27 protein-coding genes are annotated in these 25,292 nt (G+C 61.3%); 12 read left to right on the top strand and 15 right to left on the bottom strand.

Going from position 1 to position 25,292, the window contains the following annotated elements; genetic code table 11:
• Positions 1-42 precede the first annotated feature (42 nt).
• The 8 genes from GRI69_RS02270 (at position 43) to GRI69_RS02240 (ending at position 9,449) form a co-directional block, all read left to right on the top strand.
• Positions 43-1,830 (top strand): SPOR domain-containing protein, encoded by a 1,788-nt coding sequence (locus tag GRI69_RS02270; RefSeq protein ID WP_160726685.1) that lies wholly within the window; start codon positions 43-45, stop codon positions 1,828-1,830.
• Between the two features lie 146 nt (positions 1,831-1,976).
• A complete protein-coding gene (locus tag GRI69_RS02265) occupies positions 1,977-2,480 on the top strand; it encodes a type III secretion system chaperone family protein (protein ID WP_160727018.1) in 504 nt (167 codons plus the stop codon).
• A 124-nt stretch (positions 2,481-2,604) separates the two neighbouring features.
• On the top strand, positions 2,605-3,387 hold the full coding sequence (locus GRI69_RS02260) for a Bax inhibitor-1/YccA family protein (protein WP_160726684.1): 783 nt from the start codon (positions 2,605-2,607) through the stop codon (positions 3,385-3,387).
• A 170-nt stretch (positions 3,388-3,557) separates the two neighbouring features.
• Complete coding sequence (locus GRI69_RS15690; RefSeq protein ID WP_202391783.1) at positions 3,558-4,529, top strand: hypothetical protein; 972 nt, start codon at positions 3,558-3,560, stop codon at positions 4,527-4,529.
• Positions 4,530-4,919: 390 nt separating this feature from the next.
• Positions 4,920-5,828 (top strand): sulfate adenylyltransferase subunit CysD, encoded by a 909-nt coding sequence (gene cysD / locus GRI69_RS02255; RefSeq protein ID WP_160726683.1) that lies wholly within the window; start codon positions 4,920-4,922, stop codon positions 5,826-5,828.
• 49 nt (positions 5,829-5,877) lie between these two features.
• Positions 5,878-6,582 (top strand): sulfotransferase family protein, encoded by a 705-nt coding sequence (locus GRI69_RS02250; protein ID WP_160726682.1) that lies wholly within the window; start codon positions 5,878-5,880, stop codon positions 6,580-6,582.
• Entirely contained in the window at positions 6,579-8,498 is a 1,920-nt protein-coding gene (cysN, locus tag GRI69_RS02245) for a sulfate adenylyltransferase subunit CysN (RefSeq protein WP_160726681.1), read from the top strand. Before GRI69_RS02250 ends, cysN begins: the two co-directional genes overlap by 4 nt.
• A gap of 33 nt (positions 8,499-8,531) precedes the next feature.
• Complete coding sequence (locus tag GRI69_RS02240; RefSeq protein WP_160726680.1) at positions 8,532-9,449, top strand: sulfotransferase family protein; 918 nt, start codon at positions 8,532-8,534, stop codon at positions 9,447-9,449.
• On the opposite strand, the gene GRI69_RS02235 is transcribed toward GRI69_RS02240, so the two are convergent.
• Positions 9,446-10,183 (bottom strand): WecB/TagA/CpsF family glycosyltransferase, encoded by a 738-nt coding sequence (locus tag GRI69_RS02235; RefSeq protein WP_160726679.1) that lies wholly within the window; start codon positions 10,181-10,183, stop codon positions 9,446-9,448. The two genes, GRI69_RS02240 and GRI69_RS02235, sit on opposite strands and share 4 nt — an antisense overlap.
• A 236-nt stretch (positions 10,184-10,419) precedes the next feature.
• Here GRI69_RS02235 and GRI69_RS02230 point away from each other — a divergent pair, with 236 nt between their 5' ends.
• On the top strand, positions 10,420-10,677 hold the full coding sequence (locus tag GRI69_RS02230) for a DUF2061 domain-containing protein (RefSeq protein ID WP_160726678.1): 258 nt from the start codon (positions 10,420-10,422) through the stop codon (positions 10,675-10,677).
• Between the two features lie 9 nt (positions 10,678-10,686).
• Here GRI69_RS02230 and GRI69_RS02225 read toward each other — a convergent pair whose 3' ends face one another.
• A complete protein-coding gene (locus GRI69_RS02225) occupies positions 10,687-11,955 on the bottom strand; it encodes an acetyl-CoA C-acetyltransferase (RefSeq protein WP_160726677.1) in 1,269 nt (422 codons plus the stop codon).
• A gap of 115 nt (positions 11,956-12,070) precedes the next feature.
• Here GRI69_RS02225 and GRI69_RS02220 point away from each other — a divergent pair, with 115 nt between their 5' ends.
• Complete coding sequence (locus GRI69_RS02220; protein ID WP_160726676.1) at positions 12,071-12,844, top strand: crotonase/enoyl-CoA hydratase family protein; 774 nt, start codon at positions 12,071-12,073, stop codon at positions 12,842-12,844.
• 1 nt (position 12,845) lies between these two features.
• Positions 12,846-14,009 carry an acyl-CoA dehydrogenase family protein gene (locus GRI69_RS02215; RefSeq protein ID WP_160726675.1) on the top strand — a complete coding sequence of 388 codons (1,164 nt, stop codon included), beginning with the start codon at positions 12,846-12,848 and terminating at the stop codon, positions 14,007-14,009.
• Between the two features lie 142 nt (positions 14,010-14,151).
• Here the strand turns inward: GRI69_RS02215 and GRI69_RS15685 are convergent, their stop codons facing one another.
• Positions 14,152-14,325 carry a hypothetical protein gene (locus GRI69_RS15685; protein WP_202391782.1) on the bottom strand — a complete coding sequence of 58 codons (174 nt, stop codon included), beginning with the start codon at positions 14,323-14,325 and terminating at the stop codon, positions 14,152-14,154.
• 287 nt (positions 14,326-14,612) lie between these two features.
• On the opposite strand from GRI69_RS15685, the gene GRI69_RS02210 reads away from it, so the two are divergent.
• The gene (locus tag GRI69_RS02210) at positions 14,613-15,377 is read left to right on the top strand and encodes a hypothetical protein (protein WP_160726674.1); all 765 of its coding nucleotides are present in this window, start codon (positions 14,613-14,615) and stop codon (positions 15,375-15,377) included.
• Between the two features lie 668 nt (positions 15,378-16,045).
• Here GRI69_RS02210 and GRI69_RS02205 read toward each other — a convergent pair.
• The 12 genes from GRI69_RS02205 to tsaD all read right to left on the bottom strand — a co-directional run bounded on the left by GRI69_RS02205 (position 16,046) and on the right by tsaD (position 25,291).
• Positions 16,046-17,056 (bottom strand): fumarylacetoacetate hydrolase family protein, encoded by a 1,011-nt coding sequence (locus GRI69_RS02205; RefSeq protein WP_160726673.1) that lies wholly within the window; start codon positions 17,054-17,056, stop codon positions 16,046-16,048.
• Positions 17,057-17,068: 12 nt separating this feature from the next.
• Complete coding sequence (gene maiA / locus GRI69_RS02200; RefSeq protein WP_160726672.1) at positions 17,069-17,710, bottom strand: maleylacetoacetate isomerase; 642 nt, start codon at positions 17,708-17,710, stop codon at positions 17,069-17,071.
• Positions 17,710-18,885 (bottom strand): acyl-CoA dehydrogenase, encoded by a 1,176-nt coding sequence (locus GRI69_RS02195; RefSeq protein WP_160727017.1) that lies wholly within the window; start codon positions 18,883-18,885, stop codon positions 17,710-17,712. Before GRI69_RS02195 ends, maiA begins: the two co-directional genes overlap by 1 nt.
• Positions 18,886-18,954: 69 nt before the next feature.
• Positions 18,955-19,392 carry a lasso peptide biosynthesis B2 protein gene (locus GRI69_RS02190; protein ID WP_160726671.1) on the bottom strand — a complete coding sequence of 146 codons (438 nt, stop codon included), beginning with the start codon at positions 19,390-19,392 and terminating at the stop codon, positions 18,955-18,957.
• Between the two features lie 50 nt (positions 19,393-19,442).
• Positions 19,443-19,829, bottom strand: coding sequence for a four-helix bundle copper-binding protein (locus tag GRI69_RS02185; RefSeq protein ID WP_160726670.1), 387 nt, complete (start codon positions 19,827-19,829; stop codon positions 19,443-19,445).
• An 80-nt stretch (positions 19,830-19,909) separates the two neighbouring features.
• The gene (locus GRI69_RS02180) at positions 19,910-20,278 is read right to left on the bottom strand and encodes a response regulator (protein ID WP_160726669.1); all 369 of its coding nucleotides are present in this window, start codon (positions 20,276-20,278) and stop codon (positions 19,910-19,912) included.
• 66 nt (positions 20,279-20,344) lie between these two features.
• On the bottom strand, positions 20,345-20,830 hold the full coding sequence (locus GRI69_RS02175; protein WP_160726668.1) for a helix-hairpin-helix domain-containing protein: 486 nt from the start codon (positions 20,828-20,830) through the stop codon (positions 20,345-20,347).
• Positions 20,827-20,952 carry a hypothetical protein gene (locus tag GRI69_RS16230; protein WP_272916453.1) on the bottom strand — a complete coding sequence of 42 codons (126 nt, stop codon included), beginning with the start codon at positions 20,950-20,952 and terminating at the stop codon, positions 20,827-20,829. The genes GRI69_RS02175 and GRI69_RS16230 overlap by 4 nt, the downstream gene beginning before the upstream one ends.
• Positions 20,952-21,689, bottom strand: a complete 738-nt coding sequence (locus GRI69_RS02170; RefSeq protein WP_160726667.1) for an OmpA family protein — start codon at positions 21,687-21,689, stop codon at positions 20,952-20,954. Before GRI69_RS02170 ends, GRI69_RS16230 begins: the two co-directional genes overlap by 1 nt.
• Positions 21,690-21,750: 61 nt before the next feature.
• Complete coding sequence (locus GRI69_RS02165) at positions 21,751-23,268, bottom strand: lipopolysaccharide biosynthesis protein (RefSeq protein ID WP_160726666.1); 1,518 nt, start codon at positions 23,266-23,268, stop codon at positions 21,751-21,753.
• Positions 23,265-24,254, bottom strand: a complete 990-nt coding sequence (locus GRI69_RS02160) for an NAD(P)H-dependent glycerol-3-phosphate dehydrogenase (RefSeq protein ID WP_160726665.1) — start codon at positions 24,252-24,254, stop codon at positions 23,265-23,267. The genes GRI69_RS02165 and GRI69_RS02160 overlap by 4 nt, the downstream gene beginning before the upstream one ends.
• Positions 24,251-25,291 (bottom strand): tRNA (adenosine(37)-N6)-threonylcarbamoyltransferase complex transferase subunit TsaD, encoded by a 1,041-nt coding sequence (gene tsaD / locus GRI69_RS02155; RefSeq protein WP_160726664.1) that lies wholly within the window; start codon positions 25,289-25,291, stop codon positions 24,251-24,253. Before tsaD ends, GRI69_RS02160 begins: the two co-directional genes overlap by 4 nt.
• Position 25,292: the final 1 nt, after the last annotated feature.

Genomic DNA, 25,292 nt, shown 5'->3' with positions numbered 1-25,292 from the left:
CTTGCAGAACCGATGCGCCACCCTGCGCGTTGGTGAATTGAGATGGCTAGATGCAAAGCCAAATTTTGGGCCACCGGGGCCGCGGTCGTAGCGCTTGCTGCGAGCAGTCAGGTGCTGCGCGCGCAGGAAATCGTTCAACCGCTGCCGCCGCCCGGTTCGCAGGAATTGAGTGCTGCCCTTCAGCGGCTGGCCGACGATGGCAACGACGTGTCAGCGCTGCTCGATGCGGGCGATGCGGCCATCAAGCTCGGCGATGTGACCGCGGCAATCGGGTTTTTCGGACGGGCCCAGGCGCTTACGCCTTCCAACCCCCGCATTTCGCTGGGGCTCGCGCGTGCCTATACGATGACGCGCCGTCCGGTTGAGGCGCTGCGCCTGTTCGCAGAGGCGGAAAAGGGCGGAATTTCCCAGCAGGTCATGGCTGCCGAACGGGGCCTTGCTTTCGATCTGGTGGGTGATGCGCGGACCGCGCAGGAATTCTACCGTATCGCTTTGGCAGCAGGCGCGGGCGACGAAGTGCGGCGCAACCTTGCCCTGAGCCAGGCGATCTCGGGCGACAAGGCCGGGTTTGAGGCGACGCTGCTACCCCTCCTAGAACAGGGGGACTTCGCAGCTTTCAGGACCCGATCCTTTGGCTTGGCCATCCTCGGCGAAACCGATGCCGCCATCAAGATCGCGCGAGACATGATGCCTGCGCAGATGGCTTCCCGTGTCGAACCGTACCTGCGTTACATGGCTCGTCTTACACCGGCTCAGCAAGCTGCTGCTGGCGCACTGGGTGTTTTCCCGGGCTCAGCATCGATCGGTGAGGATGACGCCCAGATCGCCGCGTACACCCCCATTCGGGATCGCCCGGCGAGCAGTACCGATAGCCGCCTCGAACCCGCAGGCCGGCCACTTGGACCGCAGCGTTCATCACCTTCGGCAACTCGCGCGGCCGAGCAACAATCGAGTAGTCCAAGACAATCCGCAGCAGTACCGGCGATTGTGCCTGCATCGCGTCCTGAGGCAATGTCTTCGGCGGAGCGTACGGATGAGTTACCCGCGGTAACCAGGGAGCCCGCAACACAACCCGTCGATATGGGGCAACAGCCCGTTAGGCAGTCACCGCCGCCGCAGCCACCGCGCCGAAATGTCGAACAAGCCTTCGCCGCTTTCGACCTGAACGAGGCCATTTCGACGGCCCCGCGCAATGGAGCGGTGGACATCCGGACCATCGATGCTCCTCGCGAAACGGACGAGCCCGCTGCCCCTGTCCATCCACCGCGTCATTGGGTTCAGGTGGCAACAGGGCGGGACATTTCGGCGCTGGGCTTCGACTGGCGCCGGATCAGCCGCAGTGCCGAGGGCGAACTGGCTGGCAAATCTGCATTCACCGTTCCTTGGGGTGAGGCGAACCGTCTCCTTGCCGGACCATACGACACTGTTCGCGAAGCGCGCGATATCGTCGGCAGACTCAAAGCGATCGGGCTCGACAGTTTCCCCTTCAGCAGCGCGAGCGGTGAGGAAGTCTTCCCGCTTGACGGAGCAAGTCCGGCTCCGGCTGCGGAAAAGCCCGACCACCCTTCACGCCACTGGGTGCAGGTCGCCACGGGAAGGAACCGGGACGCCCTGGGTTTCGACTGGCGGCGTATTTCACGCGGGGCCGAGGGGGCGCTGGATGCCAAGGGACCATTTGTCGCCGAGTGGGGCGAAGCCAATCGCCTGCTGGCCGGACCTTATCCTTCGGCGAGCGCTGCGCGTGACACGGTAAACCGCCTGAGGGAGCTCGGTCTCGACAGTTTTCCCTTTACAAGTGACGAAGGCGAGGTCGTCGAGACGCTCGACTGACGAAACGGGTTTATCCGTATTTAGCGTCTTGTTCACAGCCTTTGCACAGGCCGATTGCGTTCTCCCCAACACCGATCATCAGGCAGATTGCCAAGCACCCACGCCATTCTGCAAATGGACAGCATGAATTGGACCGGACCCTACTGATGCACGCCGTTGAACCACGATTCGAGGTCGAGGATGACGCGGCACCGCTCGACATGCTGATGGCATTGTTCGGAGCACGCGGTTGGCCGTGTGAAGCCAATGCAGAGGAAATTTGCGGCGAAATTCAGGGCAGCTGGGCGAAATATCAATTGCGCGGAGTTTGGCGCGGGGAAGACCGCGTCCTCCAGATACTGTGCCTGCCCGATGTTCGCATTGCGCCGGAAAAGCTGGCTGCCGCCCACGAATTGGTCGCGCTGGCAAACGAACAGATGTGGCTGGGCCATTTCGATGTGTGGTCCAATGGCGGCGTATTGCTCTATCGCAACGGAACACTGCTCGGTAACGACGGAATGTTGAGCCTCGATCAGGCACAGTCTCTGGTGGAGATAGCGGTCGAGGAGTGCGACCGGTTCTATCCCGCATTCCAGTTTGTTTTGTGGGGCGACAAAAGCCCGCAGGATGCCCTCAAGTCGGCGATGGTCGACGCGGCTGGTGAAGCTTGAGAAAAGTCCTGCTTTTCCGTTAATCATATGGCTTCCGGTTTCGCTTGAAATCCGGGGCGAATGACCCGATATTACCGGTAGAAGCGGGGCTTGGGTTCGCCCTGCACAAGGGAGTTTATTACAAATGGCCAACTGGAACGAAACCGACCGCAGAACGGACCCGGCGTCCGTTCCGCGCACTGGCGATGCGGTTGCCCGCGGAACCACGTTCGACGCGGGCCTGCGTCAGCACATGCTGTCGATCTACAACATGATGGCATCGGGGGTATTGCTTACCGGTATCGTCGCCTTGCTGTTCGTCAACACCGCGCTGTTCGAAGCTGCCTATCAGGTCACTCAGACCCCTTACGGCCGTTCCGTGCAGCCGACCATATTGGGATGGATCATCTCACTGTCGCCGCTGGCCTTCATCCTGGTATTGAGCTTCGGCGGAGTTCAGCGTTTCTCGAAAACCACTCTGCAGGCCTTTTTCTGGGGTTTTGCGGTGCTGTTCGGTATGTCGATGTCGACGATCTTTGCCACCTACACCGGTGAATCGATCGCTTCGGCCTTCTTCGCTGCAGCCGCTGCATTCGCTGGTCTCAGCCTGTTCGGCTATACCACGAAAAAGAACCTTTCCGGCTGGGGAAGCTTCCTGCTGATGGGCCTGATCGGCATCATCGTTGCGATGCTGCTCAATGCCTTCTTCTTCCAGTCGGGCGCAATGGGCCTCGTGATCAACATCCTCGGTGTGCTGATCTTCGCGGGCTTCACCGCTTACGATACGCAGCGTTTGAAAACTGAATACGCCCATGTTCGCGGTACCGAATATGCCGGCAAGGCAATCGTGATGGGCGCTCTCAGCCTCTATCTCGACTTCATCAACCTCTTCATGTTCCTGCTGCAGTTCCTCGGTAGCCGCGAGTAATTGCGCACTGCCGACCGCAGCAGCGGAGCAAGTGATCGTGCCCGGGGCGAAACTCTCGCTCCGGGCATTTTCTTTGCCTGCTCAAGGCGCTAGGACGTCAGTGCTTCAGCTTCCGTCAATAAAGGACGGACGAAAATGACAGCCAGAATCTTGAGGAGGGTCGGCGCATCGTGAGCCGCATATCAGTACAATCCATTCGTCTCGCCGCGCTGGTCGCGGGCCTTAGCGCAATCGCCGCTTGCACCACGCCGCCGCCTCCACCTCCACCGCCTCCACCCCCGCCGCCTCCGCCGCCGGTCGTCATTCCGCCCAAGCCAACCCCGCCGATGAATGCGACGACGGGCATGACCATCCCGATGGTTGCGACGACGGGTGTTCGCCAGACCGTGAACGCGAATATCAGCTCTGCGCAGACGATCTGGAACTTGCGCTCGGCGCTGAACGTCGCGGCGCTGAACTGCCAAGATCCGGAATACACGGGTCTGGTCGACAACTATGCTGCTTTCCTGAAGCGGAACGAAAAGCAGCTTTCGACCACCAATCGGGCCCTGACCAGCGAGTTCCGGGAGCGTTATGGTGTGACCTATCGCGACCAGCAGGACATCTACATGACGCAGGTCTACAACTACTTCGCGCTACCGCCCGCGAAGAACGAGTTCTGCGACGTGTCGTTCGCGATCAGCAACGAGGCACTGCAAGTCGTGCCTGCCGATCTCGAGACATTTGCCGCAACGGCCTTGCCGCGGATTGAAGGGGTATTCGAAGATTTCTTCCGGTCCTACGAACAGTATCGCGTGAATTTGCAGGCCTGGATTTCGCAATATGGCCCTCCGGCCGTCACGACCCCGGTCCAAGGTTATACGAACGGCACGGACACTACTGTGGGCCTGGGGACTACGGTTGGTTCTTCTGCACCAATCACAGTGAATTCAGCGCCAAGCGACGCTCAGACCGCGATCGATATGGAACCGACAACGAGCCAGACGCCGGTCGTGATCGCCACGGGCGACACCGCCCCCGATGGTGAGCCGGTCGTGACGTTGCCGACCGAAGGTCCGATCTTCCAGTCGGGCGAGGTGGTTCAGGGCGAGCAGTCCGAGCCCACGATAACGATCGACGATACGCCCGACCCGCAAAACTGATTGTGGGCATTGACCGCGATGAAGGGCGGCTGGATTGATCCGGCCGCCCTTTCTGCGTCAATCGTGCGGATTCGAGATTGCCGCCATTTCGGACCCACTGCCGCATGACACCTACCGCGATTTCGCCAGCGGAGAACGGGTTACCGTAGACTAGGGCCATAAAGTCGTATTACCGGCGTGGGGCTTCCGCCTACTAAGTCACGGATCGCAGTAGCTTTTCGATCGTTGTGCGAGGCTTCGGCTAGCGGATATAATCTCTGCCACCCCCATTGTGCGGAAAGGCAAATTCTCCTATCGGGCCCGCGACCATTCGCTGCTTGTAGCTGAGCGGTGTACCATTCACATGGTCGCTTTCCGGCACACCTGATCGAATATTACAAACGAGACCCAATGACACTCACCCATCTGCAGCGGCTCGAGGCCGAAAGCATCCACATCATGCGCGAAGTGGTGACCGAGGCTGAAAAGCCCGTGATGCTCTATTCGATCGGCAAGGACAGTGCAGTCATGCTGCACCTCGCCAAGAAGGCTTTCTACCCGTCGCCGCCGCCGTTCCCGCTGCTCCATGTCGATACGACGTGGAAGTTCAAGGCGATGTATGATCTGCGTGAAAAGAGCGCGGAAGATGCTGGCATGGAACTGCTGGTTTACCACAACCCGGAAGCGGAAGAGATGGGGATCAACCCGTTCGACCACGGCCCGCTCCACACCGACATGTGGAAGACGCAGGGGTTGAAGCAGGCACTCGACAAATACGGGTTCGACGCGGCCTTCGGCGGCGCACGACGCGACGAGGAAAAGAGCCGTGCGAAAGAGCGTATCTTTTCCTTCCGCACCGCCAGCCATGGCTGGGATCCGAAAAGCCAGCGCCCGGAACTCTGGAACCTCTACAACGCCCGCAAGAAGAAGGGCGAGAGCATCCGGATATTCCCGCTGTCGAACTGGACCGAACTGGACATCTGGCAGTATATTCATCTCGAGAATATCGAGATCGTACCGCTCTATTATTCCGCCAAGCGTCCGACCTTCGAATACGAAGGCGGGCTGTTTATGGCCGACGATATCGAGCGGCTCGAGAAGGTCATGGGCAAGCGTCCGGAGATCACCGAACGTTCGATCCGTTTCCGCACGCTGGGCTGTTTTCCGCTGACTGGCGCCGTGGAAAGCGAAGCCGCGACACTTCCCGAAATCATCCAGGAAATGCTGCTGACCACCACTTCGGAACGGCAAGGCCGCGTGATCGACAAGGATTCGGGCGACGCGTCGATGGAGAAGAAGAAGCAGGAAGGCTACTTCTGATGCTTCCGGCCGTGTTGCTCTACATATCGACCCGGGATGGATGTGCGAAATGATTTCGCATGAGCACAAGGCGGTCTTCGTCCATGTACCGAAAGTGGCGGGTCAGAGCGTGGAACTGGTCTTCCTCGATCTTCTCGGCCTGAGCTGGGAACAGCGAGCCCCGCTCGTCTTGCGCCACAACCCGGATCCTGCGCGTGGACCGGAACGGCTCGCTCATCTTCTGGCTCGGGAATATGTCGAGTTAGGCTATATTGATCAGGTCGATTTTGACGCCTATTTCAAATTCGCTTTCGTAAGAAACCCTTGGGCGCGGCTTGTTTCCGAATACGAGTATCGCCGCCGCGAAAAGCGCCCTTTCGCAGAGTTCGTTGAGGCAGAATTTGCGAGTATCGACGACTATTCGGATCATTCGCGACACATCATCCCCCAGTCGGATTATATCTACGACAGCAATGGCGAACCCATGTTAGACTACGTGGGTCGCTTCGAGACGCTGAGCCGTGATTTCCGGAAAGTGGCGGACCGGCTGAAGCTCGGAGTGGAGACCTTGCCCCGGAAAAACGTTTCCGGGATGGGCCGCTTGCAGAAGCTGTTCCGTAGCAAACCAAAAGAAAAGAAGCCGTTTCAGGAATATTACGATGCGCGCCTGCGGGACCGCGTGGGCGAATTCTATCGGCGGGACATCGAGCATTTCGGCTACAGCTTCGACGGATCTTTCCGTGATGAGCCAATTGTCGGAAGCCTTCAGAAATGACGAGGACGGATTTGGAACCGATCTACAAGACCGATGCGCTGATCGCAGAGGACATCGACGCCTATCTCGAGAAGCATCAGCACAAAACCATGCTGCGCTTCATCACGTGCGGTAGCGTGGACGACGGCAAGTCGACCCTGATCGGTCGCCTGCTTTACGATTCCAAAATGATCTTCGAGGATCAGCTTGCCGCGCTCGAGAACGATTCCAAGAGGGTCGGCACGCAGGGGCAGGAGATCGATTTTGCGCTGCTGGTCGACGGGCTTGCCGCCGAACGCGAGCAGGGCATCACGATCGATGTCGCCTACCGCTTCTTCGCGACCGAAAGCCGCAAGTTCATCGTCGCCGATTGCCCGGGTCATGAACAATACACCCGCAACATGGTCACTGGCGCGTCGACCGCCGACCTCGCCTGCATCCTGATCGATGCGCGCAAGGGTGTTCTCGTCCAGACCAAGCGTCACAGCTTCCTGTGTCACCAGCTTGGTATCAAGAACCTCGTACTCGCGGTCAACAAGATGGACCTGATCGATTACGATCAGGCCAAGTACGACGCGATCATCGAGGACTACCGCAAGTTCGCGGAAAGCATCGGTATCGAGAACTTCACTGCGATCCCGATCTCGGGCCTCGCAGGCGACAACATCACCACCCAGTCGGAGAACACGGGCTGGTACGATGGCCCCACGCTGATGCAGCACCTCGAGGCGGTCGAAGTCCGCTCCGATGCAAACCTGGCCAAGCCGTTCCGCATGCCAGTGCAATGGGTCAATCGCCCGAACCTCGACTTCCGTGGTTTCTCGGGTCTTATCTCGACCGGCTCCGTCAAGCCGGGCGACAAGGTCCGTTCGCTGCCTTCCGGCAAGACCAGCACGGTGAAATCGGTTGTCACGATGGACGGCGATCTCGAAGAGGCGATCTCCGGCCAGTCGGTGACCATTACACTCGAGGACGAGATCGATTGTTCGCGCGGCGATGTGCTCTCAGCGGCCGACAGTCCGCCCGAAGTCGCCGACCAGTTCGAAAGTACGATCGTCTGGATGGACGAGGAGCCGCTTGTCGTCGGCCGTGCCTACTGGATGAAACTGGGTTCGCAGATGGTCAGCGTGACTGTCGCCGAGCCCAAGTTCGAGATCAACGTCAACACGATGGATCATCTGGCGGCCAAGACGCTCGAACTCAATTCGATCGGCGTGAGCGAGATCACGACCGACCGGGCGATCGTCTTCGATCCCTATTCGGAAAACCGCGCCTTGGGCGGTTTCATCCTGATCGACAAGATCAGCAACCGGACCGTTGGCGCTGGCATGCTGCACTTCAGCCTGCGCCGCGCGCAGAACGTGCACTGGCAGGCGGTCGACATCACACGTGACGATCACGCCGCCATGAAGAACCAGAAGCCGCGAGTTCTGTGGTTTACCGGCCTTTCCGGATCGGGCAAATCCACAATCGCCAACGAAGTGGAAAAGAAGCTGGCGATCATGAACCGCCACACCTTCCTGCTCGACGGGGACAATGTGCGCCACGGTCTCAACAAGGATCTCGGTTTCACCGAAAGCGACCGGATCGAGAACATTCGCCGCATCGGCGAAGTCGCCAAGCTGATGACCGATGCCGGCCTGATCGTGTTGACCGCTTTCATTTCTCCCTTCCGCGCGGACCGCAAACTGGTCCGCGACATGATGGGCGAGGGCGAGTTCATCGAAGTTCACGTCGATACGCCTCTCGAGGTAGCGGAACAGCGCGACGTGAAGGGGCTCTACAAGAAGGCCAGGGCAGGGGAACTCAAGAACTTCACCGGCATCGACAGCCCGTATGAAGAGCCCGAAGAACCGGAAATTCGCGTCAACACGGTGGCGATGAGCCCAGAGGAAGCCGCGGACTACATCATCAAGCAGATCCTGCCGCTCAAGTAAGCGGCGGGATCGAGCCCCGACGGATCGAGACCCATGCGGACATGCATCCTTGCCGGCCCGACACGGACCGCAACGACCTCGCTCTTCCGCTATTTTGCGAGGACGAGGGGTGTGGCTCCGTCGATCCACAAGGAAACGGACTTCTTCCTTTCGCGGCTGATCGACGGGGTCGATTGCCCGTACGACAGTTATGATTCATGTTTTCGGGAGGTTGCCGGTGCCTCGGCGCGGCTCGAGGCTTCACCTCTCTATTTCGCCTTCGGCAAACGTGCGGCGGAGGCGATCCATGGCGAGGTGCCTGACGCGCATATCGTCTTTACCCTGCGCGAGCCGGTTGAACGCTTCTTCTCCGCATGGACGATGATCAACAACAAGCGTTGGGTCACGCGCAAGGACTTCGAGCGCTATAGCGCGTCCCAATTGGTGGATTTGGGCATCGGCCAGCGCGATGCGAACATTGCGCACTGGAACGAGATCGACCGGTTGACGCTACGTGAAGGCGCCTATGCGTCGATCCTGCGCGAATGGCTCGAAGTCTTCCCGAAAGAACAGATCCATATCGTGTTCCAGGACTGGATGGGCGACGCCGCCGGGCAAGCGCAGCTACGCAAAGTTCTTGCCACGGCGATGGGCGTCAAAGTGTCCGCGCTGCCCGCCGAACCCCTGTTCCACGAGAACAAGTCGCGCGATGTGAAGCTGGGCCGGCTGCATGATCTCGCGGTGCGTCTGAACGCCGTGCTGGAACCTGCCTTCAACCGCATCAAGCCCGCACGCGACCTGCTGCGCGATACCTATTATTTCTTCAACGAGGACACTCGGGAGATGCCCGACAAGGCATCACGCAAGCGCGTCGAAGGATTTTACGCGCCGGAGATTGAACGCTTGCCCGCAGTTTTGGAAAAGCTGGCCGTCACAGACTACCCCGATTGGGTAAGCGCTTCGCGTCTTTAGAGGGTCGGCGGGCCTTTAGGCTGGAGCCCATCCCTATTTACAGCACGCGCCATTGCCGGGAGCCGTAAAATCATGAGCGGATTTCCGATCACGTACCGCCGAAACAGACGTGCCGGCTCCTTGCGGAGGCGATAGACCCATTCGAGGTTGTTGCGACGGTAGAATTCGGGCGCACGTTCGAACCTTTCTGATATCCAGTCCAGAATTGCACCACCGCAAATGATCAGGACGGGCCAGTCGGCCGCTTCCTTGATGAGGGCAGCGACTTCTTCCTGCTTTGGCATGCCCATCGCCAGCAGAACAACGTCCGGCCGATCCGCGAGTACTTGGTTCACATAGAATTCCGGACGCTCGAACCCATGATGCGCCGATACGATCTTCGCACCACGATCACGTAACCGTTGCGCTGCCACTTCCAGCCATGGCGACTGCGTGCCAAGAACGGAAATGCTCCCACCGCGATGCTGGAGAAGACGCGGGATGAAATCCGTTCCGTTGAGGTTCTCGCCTCCTTTCCAACCCAGCCTGCGGCAACACAGGTCGACCCCGATCCCGTCACGCAAGAGATAGTCCAGATCGGTGAAATTGCGGGCCACCGATGATCGGTCCCAGCACAGGTTTACGCCATGGGCATTCAGGAAACCGAGTGTGGTGGGCTTGTCGATAGCAGCCAGTGCTGGAAGCAGGCGCGCGTCTACCTCGCCCTCGGGGACGATGGTCAGGTTGCTCAGCACAGAAGCGGCTCTATCCGCACTAGACGAGCGCGACAAAATGACTTGCCCCTATAAATTTGCGAGTGTTATCGCGGGGATGCTCTCAAACACGGACGCGCAGTAATGGCAAGGCCGGTAGACGCGTGCGATTGACTTTACGCCTATTCACTCTAAGCGGCCCCAGCCCGGAACCGCGCAAAGGCGCCAAGCAGATATCTGCCGCAAGGCCCAGCGCAAATTTCAATCAGGGGATACAGATGTTACTCTTTCGCGGGCGCGAGGCGCATTCGCGCAGTTTCGCCAAGGCCGTGAGCTGGCGCATCCTGGGCAGCATCGACACCTTCCTGCTGAGCTGGTTTTTCACCGGGAGCTACAAGGCTGCAGGTGCCATTGCGGTCACCGAGGTGCTGACCAAGATGGTGCTGTACTATTTCCACGAACGCGCTTGGGCGAACGTCTCCTGGGGGTTCGCCGAAGACAAGGAAGAGGCGCTGCCCGGCGACCGGCCGGCCTGAGACAAGGCGTCAGTCGGCGAAGTCGTCGACACGCTCAATGACGATGGCAGGTGCCATGCCGCCCGCCGCACACATAGTGACCAGTCCGTATCGCTTGTTCTGCCGCTCCAGTTCGTCCACCATCGTGCCGATCAGGATGGAACCGGTGGCGCCTATGGGATGGCCCAGCGCAATCGAGCCGCCGTTGACGTTGACCTTGTCCCAATCGAGATCGAGATCGCGCACGAACTTGGCCGCGACTACGGCAAAGGCCTCGTTGATCTCGTAAAGGTCGATATCGTCCTTGGTAAGCCCGGCCTTTTCCAGCACTTTCTTCGCCGCCGGGACGGGCGCATTGAGCATCAGCGTGGGGTCGTCTCCCATGTTCGCCGTAGCCACGATCCGGGCGCGCGGTTTGAGACCGTGTTTCTTCGCATAGTCCTTGCTCGTCACCAGCACCGCCGCCGCGCCATCGACAACGCCCGAACTGTTGCCGGCATGATGGAAATGCCGGATTTCCAGGTCGGGATATTTCGCGTTCACCAGACCCGCGAAGGTCGTGCCGCTCTTGTCCAGCGGGACGTTGGCAATCTTGGCGAAGGCCGGCTGCAGCTCGGCAAGGCCTTCACGGGTCGTCTGCGGACGAGGGAATTCCTCTTTGGCGAGCACGACATTGCCCTCATCGTCGGTCACGGGGACGAGCGACTTGTCGAAGCGGCCTTCCTCGATCGCTGCGGCAGCGCGCTGCTGGCTGCGATAGCCGACCTCGTCCAGCTCTTCGCGGGTAAAGCCTTCCATCGTCGCTATGGCATCGCCGCACACGCCCTGATGGCTCTGCGGATGTCTTGCCTGGAGGCGCGCATTATAGCTCCCCATCATCGGGGGCTTGAGACCTGCGGCCATTTTGTCCTTCGCCATTTGCGCGGTCAGGCTCATCATCTCGGTCCCGCCCGCGACCACGCAATCTTCCATGCCGCTCATCACCTGTGCCGCGGCCAGCGCGACCGAGGTAATGCCGCCCCCGCAGAAACGGTCGAGTGTGGTACCGCTGGAGGTGACGTCGTAGCCGGCGTCGAGCGCGGCCATCCGGCCCAGATCGCCCGCCTGCATCCCGTCCTGCGAACTGACGGACCAGATCACGTCGTCCACCGTCGCGGTGTCTAGATCGTTGCGGTCCTTGATGGCCTTGAGCACCGTCGCCGCGAGATGCTGCGGATGCATCGCCGCCAGCGCACCCTTGCCCTGCTTCCCGATCCCCCGGGGAGTGCGGACGGCGTCGATGATATAGGCTTCGGACATGGGCGGGTTCCTCTCTCGGCAGAACGATAGTTGCGGCGATTGCCGGTTGACGTTTGCGTAAACCTCAAGCAGCAAGGGCGCAAGAACAGTTTCAAATCGCAATGGAGAGAGAGCCATGTCCGAGCAATCGTCCGCCGACGTCCTGACCGAAGTCGATGACGGCGTCCTGATCGTCACCATCAACCGGCCCGAAGCCAAGAATGCCATGAACAAGGCGGCGGCGGAAGGGATCGCCGCGGCGATGGACCGGCTGGACGCAGAGGACGATCTGCGTGTCGGCATTCTCACCGGCGCGGGCGGGACATTCTGTTCGGGAATGGATCTCAAGGGTTTCCTGCGGGGGGAATCGCCCAGCGTCGAGGGCCGCGGGTTCGGCGGCGTGGTGCAGGCCCCCCCGGCCAAGCCCCTGATCGCCGCGGTGGAGGGCTATGCGCTGGCCGGCGGGCTCGAGCTGATGATCGCCTGCGATCTGGTGGTTGCGCACAAGGATGCGAAATTCGGCATTCCCGAAGCCAAGCGTGGTCTCGTTGCCGCGGCGGGCGGGGTCATGATGCTGCCCGACCAGATCCCTGAGCGGGTGGCGATGGAACTGGCGCTGACCGGCGATTTCATCACCGCCCAGCGCGCGTACGAGCTGGGCCTCGTCAACCGTGTCACCGACGGCTCGGCGCTGGACGGGGCAAAGGAACTGGCGGCCAGCATCGCGGCAAACGGCCCCCTTGCCGTGCGCGTTTCCAAGCAGATCATGAAGGAATCGCGCGGCTGGTCGATGGACGAGCGCTACGACAAGCAGGCGCAGCTGATCGGTCCGGTATTCATGTCGGAAGACGCGCGCGAAGGTGCGGCTGCCTTTGCCGAGAAACGCAAGCCGAACTGGAAGGGAAAGTAAGATGGCCGTCATCGACGTACCCCAGCCCGCCTTCATGGATGACGAGGAGATTTCGATCTTCGCCGATGCCGTGGGCAAGTTCTACCAGAAGCACGCGCCGGAAAAGCGGGTGCTCAAATGGCGCGAGAATGGCCAGGTCGAACGCGAATTCTGGCGCGAGGCGGGCGAGGCCGGACTGCTCGGCTCCTCCGTGCCCGAGGAATATGGCGGCCACGGTGGCGATTTCCGGCACGAAATGGTCGTCATTGACCAGCAGGGCAAGCATGCGGTGGAAGGCTTCTCCGCCAGCCTCCACAACACCGTGATCCTGCCCTATCTCGTGCGCCACGGGACAGAAGAGCAGAAGAAGAAATACCTGCCCCGGCTGGTCAGCGGCGATTTGGTGAGCGCAATTGCCATGACCGAACCGGGCGTGGGCAGCGATCTCCAATCCATCACCACCACCGCGCTGAAGGATGGCAATGGCTACCGCATCAACGGAGCCAAGACCTATATCTCCAATGGGCAGACGGCGGATTTCATCATCGTCGTCGCCAAGACCGATCCCAGTGAACGCGCCAAGGGCATTTCGCTCATGCTGCTGGAGACTGAGGGGGCGGAAGGCTTCCAGCGTGGCAAGAAGCTCGACAAGATCGGCCTCGATGCGCAGGACACCTCCGAATTGTTCTTCGACGATGTCTTCGTGCCTGCCGAAAATGTGCTGGGCGGGGAAGAAGGCAAGGGCTTCTACCAGTTGATGGGCGAACTGCCGCAGGAACGGCTGATCATCGCCATGGGCGGCATGACCGTGATCGAACGTGCGCTGGAAGAAACGGTGAAATACGTCAAGGAACGCAAGGCGTTCGGCAAGACCATCTGGGATTTCCAGAACACGCAGTTTACGCTGGCCGACCTCAAAGCGCGCGGCACGGCGGCACGCATTTTCGTCAACGACTGCATCGCCAAGCATCTGGAAGGCAAGCTCGACGTGCCGACCGCCTGCATGGCGAAATACTGGGTCACCGAACTGCAGGGCGAGGTCGTCGACAAGTGCCTCCAGCTCCATGGCGGGGCAGGGTATATCAACGATTATCCCATCGCCCGCATGTACCGCGACAGCCGCATTAGCCGGATATTCGGCGGATCGAACGAGATCATGAAGATGGTGATCGCGCGGTCGATGTAACTTCCGCAGCAGCACTTGCACACGAGCGGCCGCCGCATGGAGATTCGGCGGCCGTTTCTGATGCCTGCACCTCAACGCTCGGCAGGGCCGCCGCGATGCTGTCGCTGGAAGGCACGGCCTCCCGGCGCCGCTGAAACCGGAGCTATCCTGCCAGGATGGCCGCAGCCGTCTCTTCGATGCTGCCGGCCACGAGGATCGCATCGCTTCCCACCATCCCGACTTTCGTCTGGCCATGTTCGTGCGCGCGCAGCCATGCAACGTTTTCGGCGATGACCATATAATCGCCACCTCGTGACTTGAGCGATATGAATTTCATGGCATTGCCTCCTTGGAATGCCCCATTTAGGCGCTCGACCTCTGCGTCACGTTAACGCCCTGTCGATTTTCGTCCGGGTTTGTCGTTGTCGAGACCAGGCCCTGGGGAGGCAGGCCCAGTGCCGGAACTCTCCCCTTTAACACGCGAGTCCGCTTGCGACCCGATTGTGGCCATCATAGGTACCGCCATATATGCTCGAAACCAGTCTTTCGGATCCCCAATCTTGCGAATGTCGGCATAATCAGTAGTCTGAAGAAGTGTGAGCTTTTGAGAATAGGAGATATTCCATGCTCAGTCTTCTTGTGGTGGCATTGGCCCCGCCTCAAAGCTCTGACGTCATGCTTTCCCGAAATGAAGCCGAGGCGATGTCGTCCGATCAGCTAGAGGATTTGCTTTTGGCAGAGTTTCCTCATGACGATATCATCGGGGTCGAACTGCCAGACACCGGCCCTGGACCCCACGGAGAAATCGGCGATCCATCTCTTAGCCATATTTCCTTTCAAGAACGGGGCAGCGCGGGCAATGGCCGCCTGTGTAAGGCGCGAAGGATAGTTACGACATTCGACGTGCCTGATGGTGAAACGGGCAAACCGCTCAGTGGACGCAGTGCTGATGATCCCATGCGTCTATTCAGAGTATACGGTCTGCCGCAAACTGCAGTCTTGGACGAAGTTGCAACAGACGCTGCGTGCGCGTCACTACCCATCGAACGTTATGCCAGTCTTAGTCCTTCACCAGAACACGAGCGACGCTTACGGCAATTTCTTGAATTGACCGATGCCTTCGATGAAGGGCGCCAGCGCTCCGTGAATATAGCGTGCGGGGATTGGTCAAAAGGAGCGGAAGAGAAGCCCTGCGATGCTGACGAAGCGCTCGCAAAGATTGATTGGGCCGGAATGCTCTCCGTCAGAGCTATTGATTGGCCGCACGGTGTTTCTGCAACGCGCATCACTTTCTCCCAGTCCGACGGTCCGCTTATTCACGCCTATCTATCTGAGCCGGATACGATATCCGCGGCAAAGATTACTTATGCATGGCCTGCGCCATTCTGACAGTTTAGCTATGGCGTCTTTCCTAAGCTTTATTCTAAAAGCAGACTGTCAAAAACCCACTCCAAATCGGACGTAGACCCGCACCAACCATTCCCCCAATAGCGGACAGCAAATGACTGCCGCACGCTTCTGTAGGCACCGCCCTCCGCAAAACCTATTTCTCCGCTAGATTCTTGACTTTGTCACCTATTTGGTTAGGTGTGGCGGCGGATCGGGAGGGCGCGAAGCTGGTACCTCCCTTCCTTGCCCGGAGGGCCCGCGACGGCGGTGCCTGCATGGGCGGCGCGGCCGGTGCGAAAGGCGCGGGCGTCCAGGTCGGGAGCGAATGACCTCTTCCAGGCCCAGGACACCTTCTCTCCTTCGCCCGGATGCGGCTGGCAGCACGATACAGGTCGCGGGACCTTCTTCGCCCGCGCGGGATAGCGGCAGGGGCTCATGCTTGTTAAGGCGAACCCTCCCCGTCGCACCCGCTGCCCAAGTCGCACATGAGTCTAAGCTGGGTTCAGGTTCGGTGTTTGTGTGCGGGCATCCTCATGGCTGCTCCTCGCGCAATTTTTGTGCACTACCGCCCTTCGGGCTCCTTGAGCGCAGGTGCTTCCCACGGCGTTAGGTCCGGGCTCGCCGCCGGATGTTTTTGTGTGCCTGCTGGCTGCGCGTCCGCGTGGCGGTCAGGCCTCCACAACCTTCTGCTCTATCGCGCCGAAAATCGAGTGGCCCTCTGCATCCTTCATCTCCACCCGCACGGTATCGCCCGGCTGCATGAAGCGCGTCCTGGCTTCGCCGCTGGCGATGGTTTCGATCATGCGGATTTCGGCGATGCAGCTGTAGCCGAGCCCGCCTTCGGCCACCGGCTTGCCCGGATCGCCGCCCGGTCCCTGGTTGGAGACGGTGCCCGAACCGATGATCGTGCCGGGGCCCAGATCGCGCGTCTTGGCAGCATGGGCGACGAGATCGGCCAGGCTGAAGGTCGCATCGACGCCTGCATTGGCGCGGCCGAATGGTTCGCCATTGTAATCGACCATCAGCGGCAGGTGAATGACGCTACCCTTCCATGCATCGCCCAGTTCGTCTGGCGTAACCGCGACGGGGCTGAAGGCGCTGGCGGGCTTGGATTGGAAGAAGCCGAAGCCCTTGCCGAGTTCACCAGGGATCAGACCGCGCAAGGACACGTCGTTCACCAGCATGACCAGCTTGATGTGGTCCGCCGCCTGTTCGGATGAGACGCCCATCGGCACATCGTCGGTGATGACCGCGATTTCGCCTTCCATGTCGCAGCCCCACTTGGTGTCCTTCAGTGGGATATCGTCACGCGGGGCGAGGAACTTGTCGCTGCCGCCCTGGTACATCAGCGGGTCGTGATAGAAGCTCTCCGGCACCTCGGCACCGCGCGCCTTGCGCACCAGTTCGACGTGATTGATGTAGGCCGAACCGTCCGCCCACTGATAGGCACGGGGCAGCGGCGAATGTGCCTCGCGCTCGTGAAACCGCTCGGTCGGGCAGGCCTGGTGTTCGACATCGCGGTAGAGCGCGTCGAGCTTCGGGGCGAGCTCGTCCCAATTGTCCAGCGCATGCTGCAGCGTGGGCGCGATATTGTCGGCGGCGCAGTAGCGGGTGAGGTCCCTGGAGACGACGACCAGCTTGCCGTCGCGGGTTCCGTCCTTGAGCGTGGCGAGTTTCATGGGTGTCCTCTCTTACTGGTTTTCGGGATTGTCTGGCTGCGCGTCCGGATGGGCGCGCTGGAACTCTGGCAATGCAAGGCAGGCCTTTTCGATCCGTTCGATATGCGGCTTGTCGGCAAAATCGAAGGCGAAGCGGCGGGCGTTGTAGACCTGCGGCAGCAGCACGACCTCGAAAAATCCGGGTCGGCTGAACAGGAAATCTCCCGTGCCGAGCTGCGCGAGGCGCGCCTCGACCGGATCGAGCGTGCGCGCCAGCCAGTGGCGATACCAGTTGTCGATCTCGTCCTGCGAATGGCCCAGCGGATCCTTGAGGTATTTGAGCACCGGCAGGTTGAGCGGGGCGTGCAATTCGGTGGCGATGGCATAGGCCAGTTCGCGCGCGACATAGCGATCGTCGATGACTTGCGGCAGCAGGGGCTTGTCCGGATAGGCTTCGTCCAGCCATTCGATCTGCGCCATCGACTGGACGCGGTCCTTGCCGTCTGCTTCGAGCAGCGGGACCGAGCCGAACGGGTTGCGGCTGGTAAAGGCCTCGCCCTTCTGTTCGGAGGTGAGCAGGTTCACGGGGACATATTCGTAACCGATCCCCTTCAGTTCCAGCGCGATGCGCAGGCGATAGGAAGTGGAGCTGCGATAATATCCGTGAAGCTTCATCAAAATGCTGCAATCCCCGTGATGGCGCGCCCCAGGATCAGCGCGTGGACATCATGCGTGCCTTCGTAGGTGTTCACCGTCTCCAGGTTCACCATGTGGCGGATGACCTGGTATTCTTCCGAAATGCCGTTACCGCCGTGCATGTCGCGGGACTTGCGCGCGATATCCAGCGCCTTGCCGACATTGTTGCGCTTGACGATGGAGATCATGTCGGGCGCGAACTTGCCTTCGTCCATCAGTCGGCCGACGCGCAGGGAGGCCTGCAGGCCGAGCGAAATTTCGGTCATCATGTCGGCGAGCTTGAGTTGGTAGAGCTGCTTGCTGGCGAGCGGTACGCCGAATTGCTGGCGATCAAGCCCATATTGGCGCGCGGCGTGCATGCAGAATTCGGCCGCGCCCATCGCGCCCCAGCTGATGCCGTAACGCGCGCGGTTGAGACAGCCGAAGGGGCCCTTGAGACCCTGTACCTCGGGTAGCAGCGCGTCTTCGCCAACCTCGACCTCGTCCATTACGATCATGCCGGTGGTGGAGGCGCGGAGTGAAATCTTGCCTTCGATCTTGGGGGCGGAGAGGCCCTTCATGCCCTTTTCCAGCACGAAGCCGCGAATGCCGCCGCCATGCTCCTCGCTCTTCGCCCAGACGACGAAGACATCGGCGAAGGGCGAATTGGAAATCCATGTCTTGGAGCCGTTGATGACATAGCCCCCGTCGACCTTCTTGGCGGTCGTCTTCATGCCCGCCGGGTCGCTGCCCGCATCGGGTTCGGTCAGTCCGAAGCAGCCGATCAGCTGGCCGCTGGCTAGGCCGGGGAGATATTTCCTGCGTTGATCTTCTGAACCATAGGCATGGATCGGATACATAACGAGGCTGGACTGGACGCTGGCCATCGAGCGATAGCCGCTGTCCACCCGCTCGATCTCGCGCGCGATCAGGCCGTAGGCGACATAGCCAGCGCCCGCGCCGCCATATTCTTCCGCTATGGTCGCGCCGAGCAGGCCCGCCTCTCCCATCATCGGGAAGAGTTCGGGGGCGTCGAGTTCCTTGGAAAAACCCTCTATCACGCGCGGCTGTAGTTGCGCCTGCGCAAAACCATGGGCAGCGTCGCGGATCATCCGCTCTTCCTCGGTCAGCTGGTCGTCGAGATTGAACGGGTCCTGCCAGTCGAACGGCACCATTCCGGCCATGGGGTCTCCTTTGAATTTCACCTGCCGATGGCAGTTAGCGCATCGGCGCGCAAGGGGTTGTCAGACCGGCTCGGCCTCACCCGGCGCGATGAGCGTGTACTGCTCCTCGTCGCACAGTCCCGTTACCCATTCATCGCCGACCTTCAACCAGGCATGGATGCGCGGTTTCCTTTGGCCGTCGCTTTGGGTGCCGATGAATAGGCTAGCTGGAATTCCGCGACGTTTGAGCATCCATCTGGCAGCGATCGCCTGCGGTAGGCAATTGGGTGCACCCGCAATAAGCGACAAGGCCCTGAGGATTGCGAGCCTCACCCTGCGGATGGTGGCGATATCATGCGATATGCCTTCTGCCGCGGGTGCGGCGGTGAAGCGGGAACGCCAGCGACCGGGAGGAACACGGGCGATGAGGAACTTGGCGTAAAGCAACAGGCCGATCGCCTCGAGGGAGGCGAGCTTGTCTGCGCCGTCGAGCGCGATGAAGTTGCCTATCCTGGGCATTGCGGGTGCATCATATCACGCCCCCAGCAAATTGCCTCGCGCCATTAAAGCTATTTCACGAACGGCAGGGCCTTGCGACAATCCTCAGCACATTCGCGGCACATCTTGGCGCAGAGCGCGCAATGCGGATTGTCGTGCTGCTCGCATTCGGCGGCACAGGTTTCACAGGCCTTTATGCAGGCTTCCAGCTGGGCGCGCAGGAGTTCGATATTTTGCGCGGTCCGCCGTACGGCAAGGCGCGCAGTGGCGGCGCAGACATCGGCGCAGTCGAGGCAGTTACGAATGCACTGCGCCATGTCCATCTCTTCTGCCGTGCAGGCGTCCGCACAGCTAGTGCAGAACAGCGAACAGAGCATGGCGTGACGGGCGGCAAGGACAAGCTCTTCGGTTTCATCCTGCACCTTCGGGTGTGCGGCGATCATTTTTTCCAGGGACATGGTCTTCCTTTCCAATGAGAGGGTTTCTCAAGGAAAGGTTATGCGGAGCCCTGCGTTCCGCCTCGGAAGGGGCAATGCGACTAGTGGTGTCGGGCAGCACGCCGGACCGAGTGAATCACTTCCGCCGGAGGGCAGGGTTTTGTCAGCATTTCTACGTCAGGAAAGCGGCTTGCGACTTCCTTCGGCGTCAATTGGCCGGAATGGAAAATCACCTTCACGTTCTCGGCCATCATCTGTTCGGCGAGCGGGTAGACTATGCCGTCGCCCAACTGAACATCGAGGATCGCGATATCCGGTTTGGATTTCTGGAAGGCGAGCATGGCGCTGGACAGATCGTCGAACGGACCTTCGACCATATATCCGGCCTCGGAAACAGTGTCGCACAGATCGTGGCCAACGATCATCTCATCTTCGGCGACGAGTACGCGTATCTGCTGGGGCTGTCCCATTCAGGCTCTCCTCGTTCAATCCGACCCAGTTGTTTTCAATGGATCGGATGTGAGAAGGTTCCTGCTCTAGCCGCCAGCCCCGTATTTGTGCTTGAAACCGGCGCTGTCGCCTTCCGCCAGAAAGCGGGCCTGCCCGGTCCAGTCATCGCGGCGTATGCGGCCCTGGAAGCGGCCGAGCTGGGCATCGACACGCTCGATCTCGGCGTCGTCCCAGGCGGCGATCTGGGTGAAGCTCGTGACACCCAGTTCGTGCAGCGTCGCGGCGAGCTTGGGGCCCACACCCTTGATGCGGGTCAGATCGTCATCGGCGCCGGCGGGAGCCACGGCTGCAGGCTGGCGCGGCACGGGCGAGGGATCCTTCGAGGCTGCCGGCGGTGCGTCGACCAGCGCGGAATTGCGCTGCGCCCGTTCTGCGCCATCATCCAGAACGTCCCGGCTCGCGCCCGTCACATGCGTGCGGCGATTGCTGCGGAACAGGTACCAGGCGACCACCAGCCCAACGATCAGGGCGATTACCAGCAGGATCCAGTTATCGGCGAGCAATTGGCTCATCTTTCTTCCTCCGTTGTCTCATTGTCGCTCAGTGAAGCCCGTCCCCAGACGACCCACCCCAGGGTGAGGCCGAGAATGTAGGCGACGAGCATCAAGGCGATGACTTCGAACCAGATAGGCATCAGCGTGGTCCCGGCGTGTCGACAGGGGTGGGGGTGAGCGGCTCCATGCGGATGACCGAAAATTCGATGCGGCGGTTGGCGGGGTCTTCCGCCGTCAGACGTTCCGCCGGTTCGCTCGACCCCATTCCGCGGGCGCGGAGCCCGGAGCGCGGGATGCCGCGGCGCACGAGCGCTTCGCGGACGACGCGGGCCCGGTCCATGCTGAGGGCGACGTTCGCTGCCTCGCTGCCGGATTTATCGGTATGTCCGGTGATCGCGATGATCGCGCCGACGCAGGGTTCGAGCGCTCTGGCGACCTCATCCAGCAGCATGCGGCTGGCGGGCAGCAGTGCAGCGCTTCCTTCCTGGAAGCGGATGGTGCGGGTGCGCAGCAGGCCATCGACGTCTTCCTGGCAATGGAGCGGCTCGAAGGAAGGCTCCCCGGCGTTCGCATTCACGATCCCGTCTTCCCAGTTCACCCCGCCAACGCCGGGCAGGGAACGGACAAGCTGGGCTGCGCGCGTGCGGTCTTCATCTTCGAGGCTTTTGCCGCCCGAAAGCAGCGGGTGGCGAGAGGGCGAGCCGTAGCTGTTGGCGAAACTTGCCTGAACCATGCCCAGATCCTCCGCAACCAGTGCTTCGCGCGCATCCTCCGACAGACGCTCCGCCATGCGGTCGGCCCGCCCGGACATGCTCGCGATAGAGCCAATCGCGACGACCACGAGAGCACCAATCAGGATAATTACACGCTGGAACATGCTGGGGTCCTTAGCCGCCGCTTGCTCCGGCTGCCAAGGTGCTTGTGCCCGCGCGCTCCGCTTATTCCGAAACTGCCGCCGCTTCCGCCTTGCCCGGCTTGTCCTTGCTCCGGGCGAACAGGACCCGGTCTTCAGGGCCGAACCCGCGTTTCCAGATCACGAAACCATAGGTCGTCAGAATGAGCGGAATTCCGAAGGCGAGCTCTGCCCATTCGGGCAGGTGGGTGGCGAGCCAGCCGACCAGCACTGCAGGGGCGACCGCATAGACCAGGGCCCAACGCCAGTTGTTGATGCCATGGCCGAGGATCTTGGTGAGCAGCAATGCCTTGACCAGGCTTGCCACCGCGAGCGCGACCAGGAGCGAGATGGCGGCAGCTGCTGCCTTGTAGGGCTCGCCATAGTCATTGGCGACTACGGCCTGGATGAGGACGATCGTCAATATCGCCTGAAACGCGATCGTGCCGATGGAAATCCACAGATTGCGTACACGCGCGACATAGATCAGCACCGCTTCGGAGACGACCGCCGTCGCAGCGACCACTTCCGCGGCCAGCAGGAAGGCGAGGGCACCCGTACCGCCGACATATTCAGGGCCGAACAGACCCATGATGGCTTCACCTGGCAGACCCAGCGCGAGCGCGATACCCGCCTGCGCGGCGATGATCCAGAATCCTACCTGGCAAACCTGTTTGGCGATGGCGGCATAATTCTTCGTCTTGAGGTTCTTGGTAATGACCGGACCCAGGATCGGCTCGAAACTGGTCTTCAGCTTTTGCGGCAGACTCGCGAGTTGCTGCGCCATGTAATAGACACCGACGGCCGACGGCGCGGCAAAAAAGCCGAGAATGAAGATATCGACGCGGCGCGTGCCCCATTCGATCGCATCGGCCGTCGCGAGCGGCAGGGCGCGTAGGGTGATCCTGCCCATGTAGCGCGGGCTCGGACGCCATCCGACAGGGCGACCGTAACTGCGAAAAAAGGCCCACAGGCCCACAGCGAGACCGGCATAGATCGATACGAGATAGGCCATCGAAAGGCCGGATTCGGTCAGGCCGGGAATGAAGAAGAAAGCGCCCGCCATGATCGAGATCGTCCACGGTTCCACGACCGCGCGGGCGCGCACGGTGGTGGCGATATCGTATTTGTAAGCCTGCGCGGCGAGCACGATCTCCGTCAGCGCATAGGCCGGGATTGCGAGCACGATCAGACGGTCGAGTTCGCTATATTGACCGGCGGGGAAGAGCGGCGCGGGGACCAGCCAGAAGAAGAGCGCTGCGATCGACGAGAATATCAGCGCCAGCAGCATCCCGTCATATACCAGATTGGCCGGGTGCTGCTCTTCACCGTCGGACAGCCGCTGCGCGAGGCCGCGCTTTTCGCCCATCGAGCAAAGCAGCGCGACCAGTTCTACCAGCACCAAAGCAGAGGCAAACCGGCCCACCTCGCTCACGCCGTAGAGACGCCCCGCGATGAACAGGAAGGGGATGCGCGCCAGCAACCTCAGCAGGAAGCCGAGTACGTTCTGCTTGCCGCCCTTGGCGATGGCGGAGAGATCGTCGTCACTGGTGGCGGAATTCATCCCGCGCTTTCCTGCTCGGCCTTGAGCGGGCGGGCGAGAATACCTTTGACCACCTGACCCGGATCGTCACCCTTGAGCAGGTCGTAGACCGCGGCGACGATCGGCATGGCGATGCCGTGCCGCGCCGCCAGTTCGACGAGTACCGGCGCAGTGTGCGCGCCTTCGGCGACTGTTTTGCGGTCGGCCATGAGGGCTTGTGCGCTCTGCCCTTCTCCCAATGCCTTGCCGAGCGAGAAATTGCGGCTGGACGTGGAGGAGCAAGTGAGCACGAGGTCGCCCAATCCGCACAGGCCGGTAAGGGTTTCAGCCCGTGCGCCAAGCGCCTCGCCGAAGCGCAACATCTCGGCATAACCGCGGGCGATGAGGGCGGCGCGGGCATTCTGGCCAAGCTGCAAACCGTCCACCACCCCGCAGGCGATGGCGAGCACGTTCTTGACCGCACCGCCGATCTCCGCGCCAGTCACGTCGTCCGAATAATACGGACGGAAGGCCGGCCGGGCGATATGCTGAGCGATCCGGTCCCACTGCTCCTCGCCGCCGCTGCAGGCGAGGGTCACCGCAGCGGGCAGTCCTGCGGCCACCTCATGCGCGAAGGTCGGGCCCGAGAGGACCGAGACTTCGCTTTCCGGGGCGTTGTCGCGCGCAACCTGGTTCATCAGGCGGCCGGTGCCTGCCTCGATCCCCTTGGAACACAGGATGAGGTCTTGAGGGAATGCGGGCATGGCTTCGAGGACGCTGCCCATGTGCTGCGCCGGCGTGACCACCAGCATGGCATCGAGCCGCGCCATCTCGCCGAGATCGTCCGTGGCACGGATAGAGGCGGCCAGCTTCGCATCGGGCAAATAGGTGGAATTGCGCCGCTGCGTGTTGATTTCCTCCGCCAGCTGCGCCTCGCGCGCCCAGAGCAATACCTCGCTCCCGTCGCTCGCTACCATCTGCGCCAGCGCCGTGCCCCAGGCTCCGGCTCCTAAAACGCCGACCTTCATGCTTTCACTCCCGCGCCGCGAACGGGTTCGGCATCGGGGTCGAGCGGCCAGCGAGGGCGGGCCGAGATGTCGAGCGGATCGGGGGCGAAATCCTTCAGCGCCAATCGCTCGATGCCCGCCCAGGCGATCATCGCCGCATTGTCGGTGCATAATTTCGGGGGAGGGGCGGTGAAGCGCATGTCATGAGACGCCGCCAGTCGTTCCAGCGCGCCGCGCACCGATGCATTCGCGGCGACACCGCCGGCGACCACCAGCGTCCGGCAATCCTGCATCTTCGCGAGCGCGATGCTTAACCGGTCCACCACGCAATCGATCGCCGCCTGCTGGAAGCTCGCCGCAATGTCTGCGGGTTGGTACTTCTCGCTTTCGTGGGCGCGCAGCACGGCGCTCTTGAGGCCCGCGAAGCTTAAATGCGGTTCGCCACTGCCCTTCATCGGGCGCGGCAGCGGGACGGCAGACGCATCGCCTTCTCTCGCCAGGCGTTCGACTGCGGGGCCGCCGGGAAAGCCGAGGCCAAGGATCTTGGCGGTCTTGTCGAAGGCTTCGCCCAGCGCATCGTCGATCGTTGTCGCGAGGCGGCGATATTCTCCGACGCCATCGACGCGCAGTATCTGGCAGTGCCCACCGGAGACCAGCAGCAGGGCATAGGGAAATTCGAGCGTCTCGTCGGCCAGCCGCGGGCTGAGCGCGTGTCCCTCGAGGTGATTAACTGCGATCAGGGGCACGTCGCTGGCCATGGCAAGAGCCTTGGCGCTCACCAGACCGACCATCACGCCGCCGATCAGGCCCGGACCGGCGGTGGCCGCAATCGCGTCGAGATCGGTCAGGGAAACATTCGCATCCTGCAGCACGCCCTCGATCATTGGGGCCAGCCGTTCGGCATGCGCGCGGGCGGCGATTTCCGGCACGACGCCGCCGAAGGGCGCGTGCTCTGCATCCTGCGATGCGATACGCTGCGCCACGATCTGACGATTGCCGTCGACGAGTGCGGCCGCCGTTTCGTCGCACGAACTTTCTATGCCAAGAACCAATGCCATT

It is taken from the genome of Qipengyuania vulgaris (genome assembly GCF_009827325.1).
In the GTDB taxonomy this organism is placed as follows: Bacteria; Pseudomonadota; Alphaproteobacteria; order Sphingomonadales; family Sphingomonadaceae; genus Qipengyuania; species Qipengyuania vulgaris.
The sequence above is the reverse complement of the archived record's forward strand: the minus strand, read 5'-3'. Positions and strand labels throughout refer to the sequence as shown.

Excerpts from the sequence above, each read along its gene's own strand:
- GRI69_RS16230 (WP_272916453.1), bottom strand. The coding sequence starts at position 20,952 with ATGCCTATCTGGTTCGAAGTCATCGCCTTGATGCTCGTCGCCTACATT.
- maiA (WP_160726672.1), bottom strand. The coding sequence starts at position 17,710 with ATGAAGCTTCACGGATATTATCGCAGCTCCACTTCCTATCGCCTGCGC.
- GRI69_RS02170 (WP_160726667.1), bottom strand. The coding sequence starts at position 21,689 with ATGTTCCAGCGTGTAATTATCCTGATTGGTGCTCTCGTGGTCGTCGCG.
- GRI69_RS02160 (WP_160726665.1), bottom strand. The coding sequence starts at position 24,254 with ATGAAGGTCGGCGTTTTAGGAGCCGGAGCCTGGGGCACGGCGCTGGCG.
- GRI69_RS02260 (WP_160726684.1), top strand. The coding sequence starts at position 2,605 with ATGGCCAACTGGAACGAAACCGACCGCAGAACGGACCCGGCGTCCGTT.
- GRI69_RS15685 (WP_202391782.1), bottom strand. The coding sequence starts at position 14,325 with ATGAAATTCATATCGCTCAAGTCACGAGGTGGCGATTATATGGTCATC.
- GRI69_RS02175 (WP_160726668.1), bottom strand. The coding sequence starts at position 20,830 with ATGAGCCAATTGCTCGCCGATAACTGGATCCTGCTGGTAATCGCCCTG.
- GRI69_RS02180 (WP_160726669.1), bottom strand. The coding sequence starts at position 20,278 with ATGGGACAGCCCCAGCAGATACGCGTACTCGTCGCCGAAGATGAGATG.
- GRI69_RS02190 (WP_160726671.1), bottom strand. The coding sequence starts at position 19,392 with ATGCCCAGGATAGGCAACTTCATCGCGCTCGACGGCGCAGACAAGCTC.
- GRI69_RS02270 (WP_160726685.1), top strand. The coding sequence starts at position 43 with ATGGCTAGATGCAAAGCCAAATTTTGGGCCACCGGGGCCGCGGTCGTA.
- GRI69_RS02210 (WP_160726674.1), top strand. The coding sequence starts at position 14,613 with ATGCTCAGTCTTCTTGTGGTGGCATTGGCCCCGCCTCAAAGCTCTGAC.
- GRI69_RS02265 (WP_160727018.1), top strand. The coding sequence starts at position 1,977 with ATGCACGCCGTTGAACCACGATTCGAGGTCGAGGATGACGCGGCACCG.
- tsaD (WP_160726664.1), bottom strand. The coding sequence starts at position 25,291 with ATGGCATTGGTTCTTGGCATAGAAAGTTCGTGCGACGAAACGGCGGCC.
- GRI69_RS02225 (WP_160726677.1), bottom strand. The coding sequence starts at position 11,955 with ATGTCCGAAGCCTATATCATCGACGCCGTCCGCACTCCCCGGGGGATC.
- GRI69_RS02250 (WP_160726682.1), top strand. The coding sequence starts at position 5,878 with ATGATTTCGCATGAGCACAAGGCGGTCTTCGTCCATGTACCGAAAGTG.
- GRI69_RS02185 (WP_160726670.1), bottom strand. The coding sequence starts at position 19,829 with ATGTCCCTGGAAAAAATGATCGCCGCACACCCGAAGGTGCAGGATGAA.
- GRI69_RS02165 (WP_160726666.1), bottom strand. The coding sequence starts at position 23,268 with ATGAATTCCGCCACCAGTGACGACGATCTCTCCGCCATCGCCAAGGGC.
- GRI69_RS02220 (WP_160726676.1), top strand. The coding sequence starts at position 12,071 with ATGTCCGAGCAATCGTCCGCCGACGTCCTGACCGAAGTCGATGACGGC.
- GRI69_RS02195 (WP_160727017.1), bottom strand. The coding sequence starts at position 18,885 with ATGGTGCCGTTCGACTGGCAGGACCCGTTCAATCTCGACGACCAGCTG.
- cysD (WP_160726683.1), top strand. The coding sequence starts at position 4,920 with ATGACACTCACCCATCTGCAGCGGCTCGAGGCCGAAAGCATCCACATC.
- GRI69_RS02215 (WP_160726675.1), top strand. The coding sequence starts at position 12,846 with ATGGCCGTCATCGACGTACCCCAGCCCGCCTTCATGGATGACGAGGAG.
- cysN (WP_160726681.1), top strand. The coding sequence starts at position 6,579 with ATGACGAGGACGGATTTGGAACCGATCTACAAGACCGATGCGCTGATC.
- GRI69_RS02240 (WP_160726680.1), top strand. The coding sequence starts at position 8,532 with ATGCGGACATGCATCCTTGCCGGCCCGACACGGACCGCAACGACCTCG.
- GRI69_RS02205 (WP_160726673.1), bottom strand. The coding sequence starts at position 17,056 with ATGAAACTCGCCACGCTCAAGGACGGAACCCGCGACGGCAAGCTGGTC.
- GRI69_RS02230 (WP_160726678.1), top strand. The coding sequence starts at position 10,420 with ATGTTACTCTTTCGCGGGCGCGAGGCGCATTCGCGCAGTTTCGCCAAG.